The organism is Streptomyces sp. NPDC014861 (genome assembly GCF_043081625.1).
Lineage (GTDB): Bacteria > Actinomycetota > Actinomycetes > Streptomycetales > Streptomycetaceae > Streptomyces.
In genome coordinates, this window is the sequence record NZ_JBIBWV010000001.1 from 832,415 (window position 1) to 848,919 (window position 16,505).

The following is a 16,505-nucleotide window of genomic DNA, read 5'->3' on the forward strand; positions in this document are numbered from 1 at the left end:
GGGGGTCACGGGGCGCTGTCCTCCTCGTCGGCCACGGTCGTGACGGTGCCGGGGACGGCCGCGGTCCTGTTGCGGAAGCCGGCCAGGACGTGGGTGACGGTGAGACCGAGGACCGGGGCCAGCGTGGCGATGATGGCGGCGTGCCCCATCGCCGCCATCGCCACGCTCCAGCCGAGGACTCCCAGCGACAGCACCATGGCCGCCGCTATCAGCTTGCTGTTCATCGTGATTCCTTGCGTGTCGTCGTGCTGTGCATCCGGAAGGCCACACAGAGGTGACCCCTTCAACTCGCGGGTGCCGATCCGCTTCTGAAGGAGCATCAGCATGTACCGATGGATGCCACTAACGCCACGTGATCATGGAATTACGGAACATTGCGGTGCATGGAAGGTGCGCCATGCGGTCGGAGATGACCGTTCCTGTGCACGTCGAGCCTGCTGACGCTGCTGCGCGGGGTGAAGTTCCCGATTTTCCTTGCAATCCCACCGGCCTGACCCCCAAATTGGAGTCAGGACACCTTGGTGTCGTCCTTCCATCCGGAAGGGGCCCGGCTCCCGTGCCGAGAACCACCAGGGAGCACGTGCCACTCGCTCCCGCCCGGCCTGAGATAGAGGCCGGGCGGGACGAAACGCCCCGATGACGGGGACCATGACCGTAGCGCAGCACCCTGACAACAGCCCCTGCACCACCGGCTGTTGCTTCCGTGCGCCCCTGTGTGCGCTGCCGGGGGCGATCATCACGCGCTGGTCGACTGGCGGAGGGCGCGACATCCGGCGCCTCCCCTGCCGATGATGACCTTGCGGACTTCGTCGTGAAGACCTGCCGCACCCCAGGGTGTCGGACTGCTGCTGCGCAAGCGATTCGAACCTGACGGTCACTGCAGAGGGCGACCTACTCCCGACATCTTCGGAATATCTATGATCCCGCCATCGATCACAAGGCGTAGCAGCGCACCGGCGCCTTCGATCTTGATGGTGAACGTCCGCAGAGTCGGCTGACGGCCCCGGTCGAGGCCGCCAGCGGAATCAGACCCCCGGCGGGCTTCACGCTGCCGTACTGCGACCTTTCGATCGAGGAGGTCGAGACTCGGTACAGCAACCAGAGCTTAGGAACCGGAGGTTCGGCGCCGTGCGGCTCCCACCGATCGGGCTGTCACAGCAGTGGGCCATGATGAGTTTGTCGCCGATGCCGGCATGACCGACAACGGTGCTCCGCCTTCACTTCGGTTCCCCTCCCCCTGCCGCTCCTGCATCCGAATCTTGGACGCAGTCCGCGCTTGATGAATGTCAGCGGCGCAGGTCCGCGTAGAGCCTGACGGTCACGCCTGGCTCGCCGGGGATACGGCGCGGCTTCGGGGTTCCTGAAGTCGTCCAGCGCCGAACGAGCTGTTCGGCTGCAGCCTGCAGAGTTTCCTCGTCGGCGGCGGTGATGTCCACGACGACGAGGCCGGGTTCGGTCAGATGGATGGGTTCGATGGCTTCCATGCCCGCCTGAACGTCCCGTGGAGGTGGGGGGTTCTGGGATGGCGGCCTGATCACCAGGATGAGCGGCACGTTCGGCGGCTTTGACGCTGCAGGGCGCCCCGGTGGCCGCGGACACGGCCAGGGCCCTCGCTGATGCCGGCCGGGAGTTCGGTCAGGGTGGCGTGCAGCAGCTCGCCAGGGACGGTCGGCGCACGGAGCCGGGCCCGCGGCTTACTTCTTGGACAAGCAGTTGCCTTGTGGTGTCGCCGGCTACCCGCTGCGCGGGAGATGATCCGTCCTCACTCACGCCCGGCCTGCAGCGAGCCGGCCGTGAGCTGACGCCGATCTTGCGGGCCCTGCCGGCTCGGCCTTTGTCTGCGTGCCGATCATGGACACCGACCGGGACAAGGCCGGCATCGCCGACCACATCGCCGTCGTGACGGCCGAAGAGCAGTCCGCACCCGCCCGGGGCAGCGACGGCGAGCAGCGGGGCACCGTGCAGGTCAAGATCGTGGGGATCCTCAAAGGTTCTCTGCCGGGGACCCTGCCCATCGACCAGACCGCTGGCGACACCACGCGACCGGAAGTCGAGCAGCAGCCGCTCGTCCCCGGCCACCGGTACGTCCTCGGCATTCCCAACTCGCACGCCGAGGACGGCTCACCGGTCGCGGGCCGCTGGGCGTTCTTCGCCACCGGCGCCGACGGCACCGAGCTCGAGACCGCGCGCAAGCGCTGGACGGACGCCGTCGCCCACCAGAACCCGAAGCGCGTCGATCCCGGCTGCCACGACACCCGGTACACGCCGTAGCCGAAGACAACCTGTCTTCCCCCGCAGGCCATGAGCGGGAGGGACTGCGGGTCTTTCCCGCCGGCCACCTCGGAACTGGCAGCAGCCGAAGACGCTGGTGCTCAGGGCCTGCGGCGGGGCGGAAGGTTCAGCACAGCGGTGCACCAGCCATGTCGACGCGGACTACGACGACGGTGGTGGTCTGGTCCGGCTCGCCACCATTGCCGACGCCGTCCCCGCGGCCACCGCGTAGCAGTAGACCGCCGCAGTCACACAGCAGGCCCCGCATTCCGGCCCCGCCTGCACCGACACTGGCACCACCGCGACCGGACCGTGCCATACACCGGGAAACGCACAGTGCCCCCGCCAGGGCGGGGGCACTCAGGGAAGGAGTAAACGACCAGTCGGCTCTCCCCCGACAAGATCCACCGTAGCCGCAGGTGACCAGCGGAACAGGCCACTCTCGGCAGAGACCATACGAACGAGCTATAGGCCGGTACCTGCGGTGACGGGTCTTCCTCGCGTACGGCTGCAGTTCCTGGCCAACTCCGCCTACTTGGAGTCCCACGCCTCGGCGAGCGGGACCATGTGGTCGATGTCGAGCTTCCCCGGGTCGGTGACCTCGGCCCCGTCGTAATAGCTGATCCAGCGGCCGGCGGACAGCTTGCAGCCCGCTTCGACCGCCGGCGCCTCGACCGCCTCGTCCAGCAGAACCTCCGCGCGGGTGTTGCAGCCGTCGGCGGGGTCGAGTCCCTTGTTCCAGTGCCTGAAGGAGTCGCGGTTGTAGCCCGTGCGGGACTCGTCCGCAACCGGGAGGAGTGCAGCGGCATCGGCCAGCGCCAGAACCCCCGCGGCCGGAGCGGCGGACGGGGCGGCCGCGGCCGGGACGGAGACGGCGAGAGGAGCAAGAACGAGGAGGAGCGCGGCACTGCGGCGCGCGAGATTCATGATCACGAGCGCAGAGCCTGCCCGACCAGGAGCCCGCGCGACGTGCGGGATCGCACCAAACAGGTTCGTCATCCGGGTGGCGGGTTCACCGCCGAAACGATCCGACAGCACCGCAGGTTGACGCACGGAGACAACCGGCCGGCGCCCCGTGCGGGGGACGCCCTCACCGCGCGCACCACACCCCCGAGTGAGCCGGGGAGCCCGCGGATGTGCGGGCCGAGCGTCGGGTATGGCTCGCTGCGGCGACGGTAGGGATCGGTCGTCCGGGCGCCTGGGGTGCGCCGTCGGTGTGACCGCTGACCCGTCTCATCGAAGTCTGACTCGCAGCTCGGCCTGAGTTTCAGGCGCCCTAGAGGATCCGGCGCCACCAGGGCTGCAATGCCGAGGGCGTCGGGGGCTCGGTGGTGACGGGGCCGAGGCGGCTCTCGATCGGGGTATCCCACTCGATCAGGGCACCGGGAAACCAGGTGGCCGGCTTGGTGTCACCACGCGCGTTGGCCCAGGCTGCGACTCGTAGGGCGGCCTGCCGGTCGGGCAGCAGACCGCGTTCATCGGTACCTACTCCGAGGTCGAGCTTGCCGTCCTCGTACAGGTCGTTGCAGAGCCAGGTGTGGAGCAGACCGTGGTCGTAGCCGAGTACCTCCCAGCCGATCTTGTGCCCGTCTTCGGCCACCTCCCAGGCGGACTCGCCAGCGCCCCGAACGTCGAGGTGGGCGAGCAGCACCGGCTCGTCCGTCCCGGCCGCGCGGATGTCGGCGACGAAGCCGCCGACATGTTCGGCGGGCACCAGCAGGGCGTACAGGCGTGCCTCCACCGGCAGCTGGAGAGGCAGGCAGGCCGCGAGTGCCTCCTGCGCCGTGCCGAACCAGCAGCCATCCTGCGGAAGCCGGTCGATCAGGCAGTCGGACGCCGTGGTCAGCCGCTCCGTACGGGGCAAACCCTCGCCCGTGAGCCGCTTGGGCACCGCGACGAAGTAGCCGGCGAGCAGCATCTCGTCCGGCACGTCAACTTCGGAAGGAAGACCCTCGGTCATGCCCGCACCGTACTTGACCTGCAACGTCAAAGTCGGATGAGACGAATCCCAGGTGGTCAAACTCCGATGAGACTCATCAAACTTCGGTGAGACAGGTCAACTGCCCTGTGCCATCGAAGCTTGACCGATTGCCACTGAAGTTTGACCACTGTGCGGTTCGTGCCATCGAACCTTGACTGACCAGGTCAGGCCCCCGCTGAGCGGTGTCAGAACCTTGCTGAATGATCGGGCCATGCTGATTGCGACCAACGAACGCGGCCACGTAGTGAAGCAGCCCTCCAAGCCTGCCATCGGGAAGATGCTGGCCGACCTGAAACGCGGGAACGCTCACCTGGTCTTGGAGCGGCTGGACACGGAACGGCCCGGAAGCTGGTACATCCAGGTCCTGCTCCGCGAGAACAACACCTTCCAGCTCGAATACCGGGACGGCGTGCCCGAGCTGCACTTCCAGACGCAGACGATCTCCCAGAAGAAGGTCCTCGGGGCCCTGCTCGGCTGGGCCGGTGCGGCGCCGTCCTGGCAGGACAGCTTCATGTGGAACAACATCTCCGAGCAGTTCACCCCGAGCGATCCCGCGAGCCCGGAGCGGCCGGGCGGTGAGGAGCCCTCCACTGGTCCGCATACGGGCTGACCTGTAGACGGTTCCGGAGTCCGGGTCGAGTCCGAGGGTCGTGTCGGCGAACATGCCGAGCACGAGCCACGGTCAAGCAACAATTCACCGACTGGCGCAAGCACCTCGAGGACTGGTTCACGACGCACTCGTCCCCAGATGACTTGCGTGAGCGGGCGCTGCTGGTGGCTGCAGCCCTACTGGAGGACTCGCCCGCCGACATTGTGTGGAAGCCGCCGACAAGCTGTTCGAGAGGGTCGGCGGTGAGCTGCCGCCCGGCGGGCCGCTGGCCGGCCGGGACCTGCGGGCACGCCTGCAGGCCGTCCAGGCCTCCGTCGTGGGCAAGGAGTGCATCTCCCTGGACGAAGAGCGGCACGGGCTGGCCGAGGCGGTTCTGAAGTATGTCTGGCAGCAGCGGCCGCAACTGCGCAAGGCACTGTTGGAGTGGGCATCACAGCTCAGCGCCCCGAAGGGAATCGCTGTACGCCACATAGGCCGCATCGCCGACCGTCTGGAGCAGCTGTCCCTGCTGCCTAGCGGCTCGACTGTACAGAGCGTGATGAGCGAGTGGATCGAAACCGGCCGCACGCAACACCGGCAGCTGGCCATCGGCGTTCTGGAGAACATGGCCCTGCATCCGGAAACGGGCCCTGGTGTGCGCAGGTGGCTGTACGACTGGGCGAAGAAGACAACCGGCAACGGGAAACTGGTCGCTGCGGTAGCCGAGATCTGCGCCGGACGGCTGGTCGAGAAGTACCCGCGCATCGCTCTGACACGGCTGCGTATCCTCGCCGAACGCAACGATGACCTGGCTGGCAAGGCGGTTGCCGATGCCGTGCGGACCCTGGCGAATGCGCCGGAGCGGCACCTGCTGGAGCTCGCCCAGTGGGCCGAATCGGCGGACCGTGCGACACGCAAGGCTGGGGCGAGCACCTGCCTTGCTCTGACCGACCTCACCGACACCAGTGCCCTCCCTTTGTTCTCTACGCGACAACGCGTCGAAGGCCCCGCTGCGACCGGGATCGAGAACCTCTTCATCCGCGGCTGGCAGGCCGCCATCGAGGAACCCTCCACGGCTGCACAGGCCCATATCCGTCTCGCCGGTTGGCTGGACTCCACCGACCTGCCGAACGCACAGCTCATGCCGATAGCGGCCGCGGTGCTGCGCGGGCGCCTGCGCGAGGCAGGAGCAGCCGACCTCCTGACGTCCAGCGCCTCCGACCCGGGCCGGACGCGCCGCAAAGAACTCCTTCACCGCCTGGTCGACGAACAGGCACCCGCCCCCGCGGCATCCGCTCCCCACGCCGGTGATGACACCTTCCCGACGCAGACGTGACCTTCCTGCCATGGCGCCTCGCGCCCCGGCGCCGCCCGCACTGTGTGCGACCGAGGATCAGGAGGCTCGCCATCCGCTCGTCCTGCGCGAGGAGCGGATGGCGAGCCGCTTGAAGGCAGTGTCCTTCACCGTCCACATCGACGGAGCCTGGAGCTGGTCCCAACCCGAACCTCCTGAGCTTCAGGATCCGGCAGCGACGGTCAGGGACCATCTGCGCTGGCACGCTGCAAAACTCCTGCGCCAGCACTCTGTCCTCGATTCCGCCGCCGCACGCGACGCGGTCAATGCCGCTTTGGACCAGTGGAGTTACGCCACGCCTGGCCTGAGATGGGCCGGCCAGGCCGATGCCCTGCTCTTGGCCGTCGCCAGCCTGGAGCAGATCGGCCGCATGGACGTCATCATCATGATCCTGTCGACCGACACGATGATGCCGCCGATCAGCTCCGACGTCCTCACGCTCCTGTGCGAACGTCAGGGGGCGATTGTGTAGTGCACGACGGTCGATTCGCATGCCTCCGCGTACACCTTCAGGGCGTCAACTTCGGCCTGGTCCGCAGCCAGACCCCAGCGCAGCTTCGTGGCGATCCACTCGCCGACGTACCGACAGTGGACATCGGGCAGCGGCGGCATCCACTCGGCGGGGTCACGGTCGGCTTTCGCCTGGTTGACGCGGTCGGTGACCGCGATGAGCGAGGTGGACGCGTCCTGGTCGTTCGCGTACGCCTCTCGGCGCGTGGAGGTCCAGGCACTCGCGCCGGAGTCCCACGACTCGGCAAGGGGCACGACGTGGTCGATGTCGACGTCCGTGGCGTCCGTCAGAGTTCGGCCGTCGTAGTAGCTGAACCAGCGGCCCCCGGTGAGCTTGCAGCGTTCGCCGACCAGCGGGGCCTCGATGGCCTCGGAGAGTAGGACTTCGTTGCGGGTGTGGCAGCCGTCGGTCGCGTTCAGCCCCTTGTTCCAGTGCTTGAAGGAGTCCCTGGTGTACCCGGTGCGGTCCTCGACCTCGATCGGGAGCTGGTCGACGGCGTCGGCGAGCGGCAGTACAGCCGCGGCCGGCGGCGCAGCCTGGGCGGCCGAGGCCGGGGTGGAGACGGCGAGGGGGGTAAGGGCGAGGAGGAGCGCGGCGCTGCGGCGCGCAAGGTTCTTGATCACGATCCGAGAGCCTGCCGTACCGGTGGCCTGCGCCGTGCGGAAGGGGGCGGGCGCGATCCGTCATCCGGGTGGTGGATTCACCGGCGAAACGATCAGACATCGCAGCAGGTTGACGTCTGCTTCGTACTTTCGGCGCTGGTCCCTGCCGCGCTGGCGGACGGATCACGTCTGGGGCGTGCCCGTGTCAAGGGCAGGGAGAGGTGCCGTCCCTCCCCCGTGGTCGCGTCGTCAGCACCTCATGCCAGGATTCCGCAGAGACGCACGAGGAACTAGGGCGTGTCCGCAATGTCAGCTGGGGAGCCATAGTCGCAGGCAGGCGAGGGTGACCAGGGCTTTGTAGTGGCGGGCTCGTTTGTCGTAGCGGGTGGCGAGGGCCTTGTTCTGCTTGAGCCGGTTGAAACAGCGTTCGACGACGTTGCGGCGCCGGTAGACCTGACGGTCGAGACGGCACAGGCTCTCGCCTCGTCGAAGGCGTCCGTTGATCTGGTCGACGCGTTCGGGGATGGTGCAGGCAATGCCACGTTTACGCAGGTAGGAGCGAATCTTGCGGGACGAGTAGCCCTTGTCGCCTACCACCCGCAGCGGTCGGGTGCGGGGCCGGCCGGGCCCGCATCGCTTGATGTGGATGCGGGCCATGACCGGCTCGAACTGCGTGCAGTCGTTGACGTTTCCGCCGGTGATCGTGAAGGCGAGCGGCCGGCCCTGGCCGTCGCAGGCGAGGTGGATCTTCGTGCTCAGTCCGCCGCGGGACCGGCCGAGTGCTTCGCCGGTCCAGGGCCCCCTTTTCGGGCCCCGGCGGCGTGCTGATGAGCCCGCACGATGGTCGAGTCGACGCAGACGATCGACCAGTCGACTTCGCCGATCGCGTCCGAGCGCTGCTGGACGTGGGCCAGGAGCCGGTCCCAGGTTCCGTCCGCTGACCAGCGGCGGAACCGTTCGTAGACGGTCTTCCACGGCCCGTACCGTTCGGGCAGGTCTCGCCAGGCGGCGCCCGTGGACAGCTTCCACAGGATGCCGTTGAGGACCTGGCGCCGGTCCCGCACCGGACGGCCCATCCGGGGCGGAGCCAGCAGCGGGCCGATCACTTCCCATGCCTCATCAGTCAGTTCATGACGTCGCACCACGAACGGAGTAACGACTGATCGACATTGCGGACACGCCCTAGCGCAGGGGGCGCGGCATGGGTTCCCGGGAGGTTGGCGCCCGCGGCTGCGGGCGTTGCCGCAAGGGCCTGGAGTCTGGGCCTCGGAGTCCCGTGCCGCTGCTGCCTGTGCGTCTTTAGAGGGGCCGGTGGCCGGGGTTCGGATCGACACCCGACCTGGTATGCCTGCTGAAGGTGTCCATCATGGGGTGGTACCCAGCGGATGAGGAAGCGCCGAATCCCGCTGTGCCCATGGGCGTTGTCCTTGCCGCAATCTGCCGCGGGGTACATGGCGCTTTCCACCGCCTGCCCGCTTGCGCCCACTCTGCACGCGGGCTGGCCACCGACCAGGCCGAGGCCCAGGTCGAGATCGACGCTCGAAGGACCTGGGCTCAGCCCTGCGAGGCGACCACCGTGCGCTGTCTGCCCTCATCATCGCCGCCCGAAAACGTACCGTGCCCCACACCGAAGGGTGTGGGGCACTGGGGCAACGGGGCCAACGACCAGTCGGCTCGTGTTCCCCACTACGCAGCTAACCGTATCTGGAGAGCGACGCCTCTCCGACCGCCCTTGGCAGTTACCACACGAACGAGCGAAAGCGTCGCATCCCCTGTGATGCTGGCATTGACATAGCCAGAGGACAGCAGGGCTTTTGGCGTCAGCGCAGCCCTGTGTACCGACTTTCTAGGGCGGCGGATCTCGACACAGACCCTGCTGCCATCAGGTAGTGCGATCTGGTGCGCAAACATCTTCCACGTCGATCAGCCGATGGACGGGTGCCAGAAGTGGGGCGGCTGACTGATACTTCTCTGCTTGAAGAGGAGGCGAGGGAGGGCGGCGAGCCTGTGGTCAGGCCGCGATGCCGAGTGTGCGGTGTAGGTATCCACGGGCGGCCGGCTCGATCCGCCGACGGGGCGAGGGCTGACTGAACGCGCTGACGCACTCCTTGGCCCTGGAGGAGCGGACACGGGCGAGGATATCCACGGATAGGTTGGTCAGGGTCAGGCCGCGGCCGAGGTCGCGGTCCTGTAGATGGGCGGATCTCACGATCGCCGGCCTCAGCCCGACCGATCGGGTGAGCACTCCGATGGGCATGGCTGCGGCCTGTTGGTTCGAGGCCAGGGCGGTGCCGGGGTTCAGATCGCGGAAGATCTCGGCGGCGTCAGCCGCCAGCCTTGTGTGGTGGTAAATATCGATTCATGCGGGCTCTGAGCCGCTGGCGGTGGTGCCCGACTGGCTCACGAGTTCTCGGAGGAGGCCAAGGCTCGTGATGCAGCCCTGGCATCCAGCTCGCGGGCGCGGGGTTCGATGAGATTGGCGAACGCGAGGACTCTCGACGCCGCCTGTCCCCGGTGCCGATCGAAGGACCTGGGTCGATGTCGATCGCTTCATAGCCGTAGCCCCGCAGGAGGGACTGCACGGCCATGGTGGTCGGCGCGGAGGTGCGGATGCGGCACACACTCGTCGAAGGCCGACCAGGAACCCGTACCCTGCACATCACATGGCCGGTTACCTCCTGTCCGGTTCCCCCTTCCCAAGGAGTTGTTCGTGTCTGATACCACTGCACCCGATCACAGCATCGACGCGACGACTGCGGCACTCCAGAGGGAACTTCCTCAGCTGGAGCAGCGACAGCAGGAACTGGAGAAGGAGTTGGCCGCGGTCTCGGACCGCGCCCGGGCGGTCCGTACTGCGCTGACGGCGCTGCTGGCACTCACCGACACGCCTACTCTTCGAACCTTGCAGGCCGCACCGGAACCCTCTGTGGTGAAGGACGAAACCGCAGCCGAGACGGCGGAGGCGCCGGCACCTCAAGAGGCCGCACCGGTGCCCGCGCCGCGGAAGGCCACAGCGGCGCGCGCGGTCGGTAAGCGCAAGACCTCGCCGGCCAAGGCGAACAGTCGGAAGGAACGTTCTTCCGCGAAGAAGCCTCCCGTCACGGCCTCTGCCCCGAAAGCCACCCCCTCTGCGAAGGAGCCTGGTGGCTTTACGGAGCAGGTGATCGCCATTCTCACCCACTCACCGGAGAAGCCGATGCGTGCGCGGGACGTCGCCCAGGTGCTGGGTCGTGATTCCTCAACGGGCGCCGTAAACGCCGTCCGCAGCACGCTCGACCGCCTCGTGGCCACCTCACGGGCTGTCCGCGCCGGCCGTGGCCTCTACCAAGCCCCTACCGCCTTCTGATCCGGTCACGGCCATTCGGCACCGGAAGCGCCTCCTCAGACGCACTGGTTCTGCGCTTCCGGTCACTCAAAGCGCGTTTTGTGCGGGCAGGGTGACGCCGTCGACATCTGCTACCAGATGATCCGGGAATACGTTGCCGACCGCCACCAGAAAATCCGGTTGTAGGCCGCAGGGAGTCGTGGACGCGTTCGTCCGGCAGACCTACGAGCCCGGTGCCGAGGCAGAGGTCGACTTCGGGAAGGTCACGGTGAAGCTGGTAGGCGAGCTGGTGACCTGCAACCTGTTCACGTTCCAGCCGTCGTATTGGGCAACGCCGCCCTTTCGGTCGTCGGCGTGTTGAGTGAGATCACTACGCCAACGCGCAGGGGCCCTGCCTCGCCATACCCTCGCTGACCAGCTCATTTCACCCTCCAGCACAGGATGAAAAAGGATCAAGGGCGAGGGAATTCACTACACCGATGTCGGCATCGCCTGAATTCGCCTCGCCCTCGCTAGATTGGCCTGCCAGCGCTACAGGAACTCACCATGCCCCACACCACTCAGAGATCATCTACGTGGCGGACAGAGCTTAGTTGATGGTCCGGTAGTGGTTGGCGCCACCCCACAGGTTGAGGGGGTCCAAATTGCTGTCCTCCTCTCCTGGTTCCAGTGTGATGAGGGGAACCAGGCATAGCCCATTGGCGTAGATCGCTATGGCGGGACCACTCGGCCCAGAGGTGTTCCGCGCGGAGAGGATGCGGTTCGGGAGCTCTTCGCACACTCCACCGGTATCCTCCAATGCCACCGTGCTGCCGCCGAAGTTGCGGGCCTGGTAGCCGGTACCCACTGCGGCCTGCAGCTCTACGTCATCGGTGCTGGCAGGAACGACAGCCACGAGCCCCAGGGTTGCTGGGACAGCCAGTGTCAGCGCCATTTTCTGGATCGGATTCATTCGGGATGCTCCTTCCACGGATTCGGCCCGCAGCCCCACCAATAGGGAGGCCAGCGCAGCCAATCACTCAAAAGCGAGTGTAGGACTTCAATTGCTTCCGCACTACGGCCGGGGCACCGCGCTGGAATCACCAGGGAGAATTCACAGCGCATCTAGGACTACGAGAGAGACGGCGCACGCCTGGCGCAAATTATGCGCCCCCCAAGGGCGGCTAAGGATCGTGCTGACGTTGACCGTCAGCCAATAGCTGAGGTTCTCAGGTGCCGGAACGTGGTCCGCGACCAGGCAGCCACCGTGCCTAACGAGCTCGTACACCGTGGGCGTTGGGGCGTCGAAGCAGACAGGATCGGCGTTCGTCTCCACTATTGCGGGTGCGGACCGTGGTCTGTTGGTGAAACATCGAACGATGAAACCGCCCGCGGCCGTGGTGGACACCCACAGCGTGAAGACCTCGGGCAACGTGGCCGAGACCAGCCAGAGCATCGACGCCGGCAGGAAAATCAGAAGACGCAAGCGCCGCCTGAACCCACGTGCTGCAGCAGGCGCGTGATCCTTCTTCAGACGTCCTCGGTTCGAGCCACGCGAACGACCCAATCCCCGCCTCAGCCGTGCCCTGTGCGATTCAGGTTGTCAGGGGAAGGAGGGTCTGTAGTGCCGCGCCAGTCACCACTCACTGCACCGAGTCAGTTATGTGGAGGCCCGTTTGACCAGTTCCGTGGGCAGGATGACCGCCGCCGGGTCGTCGCCGCCGATCTGGGCGAGCAGGACACGGACCATCTCGGAGCTGATGCGGTCCCACGGCTGCCGCATGGTCGTCAGCTCGGGCCTTGCGGAGAGTGCGGCAGGGGAATCGTCGAATCCGCCGACTGCCACGTCTTCAGGCACCCGCCGTCCGGACCGGTGTAGTGCGGCCAGTACGCCCTGCGCCATCAAGTCGGAGGCGACGAACACGGCGTCCACGTCCGGCGCCCGATCGAGCAGTCGCTCGGCGGCCGATTCGCCGCTGGCCCTGCTGTAGTCGCCTGACACGATCAGCCGCTCGTCGACCGTGAGCCCCGCGTCGGTGAGCACCTTCTTGTAGCCGGCCAGGCGCTCGATACCGCCCGGGGTGTCAAGCGGGCCGGTGACCGTTCCAACCCTGCGTCGTCCCAGGGTGAGTAGGTATCGCACCATTTCGCGGGCTCCGTCCCAGTCGTCGGCGGCGACGTAGCTCACTTTTGAGCCCAGGCCGATAGGCTTGCCGCATACGACCAGTGGCACGCCTGCCTCGCGTAGCTCCTGGGCAACGGGGTCTCCGGAGTGGCTGGAGACCAGTAGCACTCCGTCGACATGTCCGGCGGTGATGTAGCGGGTGATCCGCCGCCGTTCGTCCTCGTTCCCCGCCAGCATGAGTAGCAGTGGGATGTCGTGCGCGGCGAGCGCCTGGGTGCAGCCGCGCAGGAGGACGTTGATGTTGGGGTCTTCGAAAAACCGTTCCTGGGGCTCGGTGAGCAGGAAGCCCACTGAATCGGAACGTCCGGTAATCAGTGAGCGTGCGTGTCGGTTGACGACGTAGCCTGTCTTGCGGATGGCCGCGTTGACGGCCTGTTGGGCAGCGGAGCTAACGTAGTGCCCGCCGTTGAGTACGCGTGAGACGGTGCCGCGCGAGACTCCCGCCTCGCGCGCCACGTCGTGGATCGTCGGCGGTCTGCGTCGGCCTCCTGCTGCAGTCATGGTCATGACTTTACGGCCCCGGAGAGAAGGTCCAGGCTCCAGAACCGCTGGATCACCAGGAACAGGGCGATCAGTGGCAGCACCGCGAGGAACGCGCCTGTGATGACGAGTGTGTACAGTGCCGGCTGGCTTGAGCCCTGCTCCAGCAACGTGTAGAGGCCTAGTGTGATCGGGAACTTTTCGTCGTCGCTGAGCATGATGAGCGGCAGCAGGAAGTTGTTCCATACGGCGACGAACTGGAACAGGAACACCGTCACCAGGCCAGGGAGCATCATGGGCAGCGCAATGCGGGTGAAGATCCGCCACTCGCTCGCCCCGTCCATCCGGCCTGCTTCTACCACGTCCGCCGGCACGGCGGCGGATGCGTAGATCCGCGAGAGGTACACGCCGTAGGGCGAGAGGATCTGCGGGAGCAGCACGGACAGGTAGGAGTCAGACAGGTTCACCTGTGCCAGCAGCAGGTACTGCGGCACGGCGAGGATCACCGGTGGCATCAGTACGGCCGTGAGCATGATGTTGAACACCGACTCGCGTCCGCGGAAGGAGTAGGTCGCCAGCGCGTAGCCGCTCAGTGCGGAGACCGCCGTCGACAGCAGGGCGCCGAGCCCCGCGTAGAGTGCGGAGTTTGCCATCCATTCCCAGTAGATGCCGTCGCGGTAGGCGTTCAGTTCGTGCAGGTTGCTGGAGAATCCGGTGCCTGGCAGGAAGGTGAACGTGGAGAACAGTTCCTGGCCGGTTTTGGTTGCTGCGATGACCACCCACGCTACGGGTAGCAGGCAGTACAGCGCGCCCAGCAGCAGCGTCGCCGTCGGGACCAGGGCGATCCGGCGACGCGGCGGAGGCCCCTGGGCGGTGCCTGGTGTGGTGTCGGTGGTCAAGCTGGCTTCGCGGAGGGCCGTGGCATTCATGGGGTTGGCTCCTGACGGTTGCGGCGGGTCGCCGTCCTCAGGACTCCGAAGGAGAGCAGCAGCGTGGCGATGGCGATGAGTACGGCTTCGGCGGCGGCGGCGTAGAGGTCACCGGAGCCGAAGGCATCCCGGTAGACCTTCATCAGCGGACTCCATGTCGTGGAGACGGAGTTGGTGAGGGGTTTCAGTGTGGTCGGCTCGCTGAACACTTGCAGTGTCGCGATGATCGAGAAGAAGAAGGTGAGCACAAGCGAGGGCGCCACCATCGGGATCTTGATTCGGAGGGCGATCTGCAGCGGGGTTGCGCCGTCCAGCTTTGCCGCCTCGTAGACCTCGGCAGGGATGGCCCGCAGCGAGGTGTAGATGACGATCATGTTGAATCCGGTGCCGCCCCAGACGGCGATGTTGGACAGGGCGAGGTAGAGCGGTCCACCGTCCAGTAGGTCCGGTTGCGGCAGATTCAGCTTTTCCAGGACGTAGTAGAAGGGGCTGACGTCCGGCAGATACAGGAAGCCCCACAGGAGCGCCGCCACGACGCCGGGGATGGCGTAGGGCAGGAAGATCGCGAGGCGGGTGAACGGGGCCAGGCGGACCCTTTCGGTGTCGAGCATCAACGCCAGCAGCAAGGCGAGCCCCAGCATGACGGGGACGACGATGCAGCCGTATCCGGCTACGCGTATCGCGCCGTGCAGCAGTTCGCTGTCGGTGAGTGCGTCGGCGTAGTTCTCCAGGCCGGCCCAGACCTCGGTGCGGGCGTGGGCTCCGAGACCGAGCCCGTGGACGTGCATTCTGCGGAAGCTGAGCCAGAGCGCGTAGCAGATGGGCAGGGCGAGGAACAGGATGAACAGGAGCGTTGCGGGAAGGAGGAAGACGAAGGGAGCCGGCCTGGTTCTGCCCGGTCTCCTGTGTGAGGCAGCGGTCACGGAGCGACCTCGAAGCCCTGCTTCTTCATGTCGGCCACGGTGTCGGCCTGCATCCTTCGCAGTGCCGCACGGAAGTCCGACTTGTCTTGGGCAGCCGCCCCGAATGCGTCCTTGAAGGAGGTGTAGGCGACGTTCACGTTCGGACCCCACGCGGAGGGCGCGGTGGTCTCGGCGATGTCGGCGGCTTTGCTGTAGAAGTCGCTGTGGTTCGCGAAGAAGTCCGGCGGGTTTTGGAAGGCGCCGCTGAGCTGCGCGGACGTGGCTGCTGGGTAGATCCCGCTCTGTCTGGCGAGCGCGTTGAGCGCCTCGGCGTCGGTGTTCAGCCAGGCGGCGAACTTGGCAGCGGCGTCTTTGTGCTTGGAGTCGGTGGTGACGGCCGTTGAGGAGCCGCCCCAGCTGCCGGTGCGCTCCTCGCCCTTGGACCATTGCGGCAGCGGGGCCATGGCCCACTTGCCTTTTGTGGCCGGCGCTGCCGTGGTCAGGGTGCCCGGCGCCCACACCGCGCTGACCCACGCGATCTGTTTGCCGGTGTTGAGGGCTTTGTTCCAGGCGGGGGTGTACATCGGCTGGTTGTCGATGGCTCCCTCGTGGACCAGGTCGCCCCAGAACTTCGCGACCTTCTGTGTCGCCGCGTCGTCGATGCTGACCTTCCACTTGTCAGCGGAGATCGTCCACCATCGCGCACCTGCCTGCTGGGCCAGGCCTGCGAATAGACCGGAGTCGTTGGCGGAGAAGGTGGTAAGGGTCTTGTCCGGGGCCTTCTGTCTCAGCGCGCGGGCGGTCTGAGCGAACTCGTCCCAGGTGGCCGGCACGGCCAGGCCGTACTGTCGGAAGAGGTCTGCGCGGTAGTAGAACATCATGGGTCCGATGTCCTGCGGTATCGCGTAGACGGCATCGGTGCCCAGCGTGGTCTGCTGCCAGACACCGTCGGTGAACTTTTGTCTGACGTCGCTTACGTTCTTCGCGATGTCGGCCAGCGCGCCGTTGCTGACCAGGGTCGGCAGTGCCTGGTACTCCGCCTGTATCAGGTCCGGTCCCTTGCCGGCCTTGTGCGCGGTGAGGATCTTGGTGACCAGCGTGTCGCCGGATGCCTGCTTCTTCACCGTGACGGTGATCTGGTTCTTCTTGCCCGGGCCCTTGTTCCACAGGTCCACGACCTTGTCCATGCCGGGCGCCCAGCTCCAGTACGTCAGTGTGACCGGACCTGACTGGGCGTCGTCCTGGTCGTCGGAGGAGCCGCAGGCGGTGAGTGCGGTGGCGCCTAACGCGACGACGGCGGCGGAAGTCACGAGCCGACGGGGCTTGGTGTACGGCATGGTTCTCTCCCCTGACCGGGGTCTCACGCTGGACGCGGAGACCTGTCATGCTTCTGTGAT

15 protein-coding genes and 3 pseudogenes are annotated in these 16,505 nt (G+C 66.7%); 7 read left to right on the forward strand and 11 right to left on the reverse strand.

Translation table 11 applies throughout. From position 1 onward, the window contains the following. Positions 1-5 precede the first annotated feature (5 nt). Both ACF1BN_RS03515 and ACF1BN_RS03520 read right to left on the reverse strand, forming a co-directional pair. Positions 6-224, reverse strand: a complete 219-nt coding sequence (locus ACF1BN_RS03515) for a hypothetical protein (RefSeq protein ID WP_392329902.1) — start codon at positions 222-224, stop codon at positions 6-8. Positions 225-1,286: 1,062 nt separating this feature from the next. Then, complete coding sequence (locus ACF1BN_RS03520) at positions 1,287-1,484, reverse strand: DUF6207 family protein (RefSeq protein ID WP_392329903.1); 198 nt, start codon at positions 1,482-1,484, stop codon at positions 1,287-1,289. Positions 1,485-1,851: 367 nt separating this feature from the next. Between ACF1BN_RS03520 and ACF1BN_RS03525 the strand changes: the two genes are divergently transcribed. Further along, a complete protein-coding gene (locus tag ACF1BN_RS03525) occupies positions 1,852-2,271 on the forward strand; it encodes a hypothetical protein (RefSeq protein ID WP_392329904.1) in 420 nt (139 codons plus the stop codon). A 537-nt stretch (positions 2,272-2,808) separates the two neighbouring features. Here ACF1BN_RS03525 and ACF1BN_RS03530 read toward each other — a convergent pair. Beyond that, positions 2,809-3,198 (reverse strand): annotated as a pseudogene (locus ACF1BN_RS03530) (HNH endonuclease); the annotation flags it as partial. Positions 3,199-3,547: 349 nt separating this feature from the next. Beyond that, positions 3,548-4,231, reverse strand: coding sequence for a hypothetical protein (locus ACF1BN_RS03535; protein ID WP_392329905.1), 684 nt, complete (start codon positions 4,229-4,231; stop codon positions 3,548-3,550). A gap of 232 nt (positions 4,232-4,463) precedes the next feature. Here ACF1BN_RS03535 and ACF1BN_RS03540 point away from each other — a divergent pair, with 232 nt between their 5' ends. The 3 genes and pseudogenes from ACF1BN_RS03540 to ACF1BN_RS03550 all read left to right on the forward strand — a co-directional run. Beyond that, complete coding sequence (locus ACF1BN_RS03540) at positions 4,464-4,862, forward strand: hypothetical protein (RefSeq protein WP_392329906.1); 399 nt, start codon at positions 4,464-4,466, stop codon at positions 4,860-4,862. A 205-nt stretch (positions 4,863-5,067) separates the two neighbouring features. Continuing rightward, positions 5,068-6,177, forward strand: a complete 1,110-nt coding sequence (locus ACF1BN_RS03545; protein ID WP_392329907.1) for a hypothetical protein — start codon at positions 5,068-5,070, stop codon at positions 6,175-6,177. Positions 6,178-6,508: 331 nt separating this feature from the next. After that, positions 6,509-6,655 (forward strand): annotated as a pseudogene (locus tag ACF1BN_RS03550) (hydroxymethylbilane synthase); the annotation flags it as partial. Here the strand turns inward: ACF1BN_RS03550 and ACF1BN_RS03555 are convergent. Both ACF1BN_RS03555 and ACF1BN_RS03560 read right to left on the reverse strand, forming a co-directional pair. Continuing rightward, positions 6,649-7,329, reverse strand: a complete 681-nt coding sequence (locus ACF1BN_RS03555) for an HNH endonuclease family protein (protein WP_392329908.1) — start codon at positions 7,327-7,329, stop codon at positions 6,649-6,651. The pseudogene ACF1BN_RS03550 and the gene ACF1BN_RS03555 sit on opposite strands and share 7 nt — an antisense overlap. A 288-nt stretch (positions 7,330-7,617) precedes the next feature. Continuing rightward, positions 7,618-8,450, reverse strand: a pseudogene (locus ACF1BN_RS03560) (IS5 family transposase). A gap of 1,568 nt (positions 8,451-10,018) precedes the next feature. On the opposite strand from ACF1BN_RS03560, the gene ACF1BN_RS03565 reads away from it, so the two are divergent. Beyond that, a complete protein-coding gene (locus tag ACF1BN_RS03565; RefSeq protein WP_392329909.1) occupies positions 10,019-10,654 on the forward strand; it encodes a hypothetical protein in 636 nt (211 codons plus the stop codon). Between the two features lie 178 nt (positions 10,655-10,832). Beyond that, entirely contained in the window at positions 10,833-10,994 is a 162-nt protein-coding gene (locus ACF1BN_RS03570) for a hypothetical protein (protein WP_392329910.1), read from the forward strand. A gap of 228 nt (positions 10,995-11,222) precedes the next feature. Here the strand turns inward: ACF1BN_RS03570 and ACF1BN_RS03575 are convergent, their stop codons facing one another. After that, complete coding sequence (locus tag ACF1BN_RS03575; protein WP_392329911.1) at positions 11,223-11,585, reverse strand: hypothetical protein; 363 nt, start codon at positions 11,583-11,585, stop codon at positions 11,223-11,225. A gap of 406 nt (positions 11,586-11,991) precedes the next feature. Between ACF1BN_RS03575 and ACF1BN_RS03580 the strand changes: the two genes are divergently transcribed. Beyond that, positions 11,992-12,135 carry a hypothetical protein gene (locus ACF1BN_RS03580; protein WP_392329912.1) on the forward strand — a complete coding sequence of 48 codons (144 nt, stop codon included), beginning with the start codon at positions 11,992-11,994 and terminating at the stop codon, positions 12,133-12,135. 137 nt (positions 12,136-12,272) lie between these two features. Here the strand turns inward: ACF1BN_RS03580 and ACF1BN_RS03585 are convergent, their stop codons facing one another. The 4 genes from ACF1BN_RS03585 to ACF1BN_RS03600 are packed head-to-tail and all read right to left on the reverse strand — an operon-like array spanning position 12,273 to position 16,445. After that, the gene (locus ACF1BN_RS03585; RefSeq protein WP_392329913.1) at positions 12,273-13,304 is read right to left on the reverse strand and encodes a LacI family DNA-binding transcriptional regulator; all 1,032 of its coding nucleotides are present in this window, start codon (positions 13,302-13,304) and stop codon (positions 12,273-12,275) included. Continuing rightward, positions 13,301-14,206 (reverse strand): carbohydrate ABC transporter permease, encoded by a 906-nt coding sequence (locus ACF1BN_RS03590; RefSeq protein ID WP_392329914.1) that lies wholly within the window; start codon positions 14,204-14,206, stop codon positions 13,301-13,303. The genes ACF1BN_RS03585 and ACF1BN_RS03590 overlap by 4 nt, the downstream gene beginning before the upstream one ends. Further along, positions 14,203-15,129: a carbohydrate ABC transporter permease gene (locus ACF1BN_RS03595; protein ID WP_392329915.1), complete on the reverse strand. Its 927-nt coding sequence runs from the start codon at positions 15,127-15,129 to the stop codon at positions 14,203-14,205. The genes ACF1BN_RS03590 and ACF1BN_RS03595 overlap by 4 nt, the downstream gene beginning before the upstream one ends. Then, on the reverse strand, positions 15,126-16,445 hold the full coding sequence (locus ACF1BN_RS03600; RefSeq protein WP_392329916.1) for an ABC transporter substrate-binding protein: 1,320 nt from the start codon (positions 16,443-16,445) through the stop codon (positions 15,126-15,128). The genes ACF1BN_RS03595 and ACF1BN_RS03600 overlap by 4 nt, the downstream gene beginning before the upstream one ends. Between the last annotated feature and the right edge of the window lie 60 nt (positions 16,446-16,505).

Coding starts and splice junctions, on each gene's coding strand:
- ACF1BN_RS03590 (WP_392329914.1), bottom strand. CDS start 14,206: ATGAATGCCACGGCCCTCCGCGAAGCCAGCTTGACCACCGACACCACA.
- ACF1BN_RS03580 (WP_392329912.1), top strand. CDS start 11,992: ATGAAACCGCCCGCGGCCGTGGTGGACACCCACAGCGTGAAGACCTCG.
- ACF1BN_RS03525 (WP_392329904.1), top strand. CDS start 1,852: ATGGACACCGACCGGGACAAGGCCGGCATCGCCGACCACATCGCCGTC.
- ACF1BN_RS03540 (WP_392329906.1), top strand. CDS start 4,464: ATGCTGATTGCGACCAACGAACGCGGCCACGTAGTGAAGCAGCCCTCC.
- ACF1BN_RS03600 (WP_392329916.1), bottom strand. CDS start 16,445: ATGCCGTACACCAAGCCCCGTCGGCTCGTGACTTCCGCCGCCGTCGTC.
- ACF1BN_RS03515 (WP_392329902.1), bottom strand. CDS start 224: ATGAACAGCAAGCTGATAGCGGCGGCCATGGTGCTGTCGCTGGGAGTC.
- ACF1BN_RS03535 (WP_392329905.1), bottom strand. CDS start 4,231: ATGACCGAGGGTCTTCCTTCCGAAGTTGACGTGCCGGACGAGATGCTG.
- ACF1BN_RS03575 (WP_392329911.1), bottom strand. CDS start 11,585: ATGAATCCGATCCAGAAAATGGCGCTGACACTGGCTGTCCCAGCAACC.
- ACF1BN_RS03520 (WP_392329903.1), bottom strand. CDS start 1,484: ATGGAAGCCATCGAACCCATCCATCTGACCGAACCCGGCCTCGTCGTC.
- ACF1BN_RS03585 (WP_392329913.1), bottom strand. CDS start 13,304: ATGACCATGACTGCAGCAGGAGGCCGACGCAGACCGCCGACGATCCAC.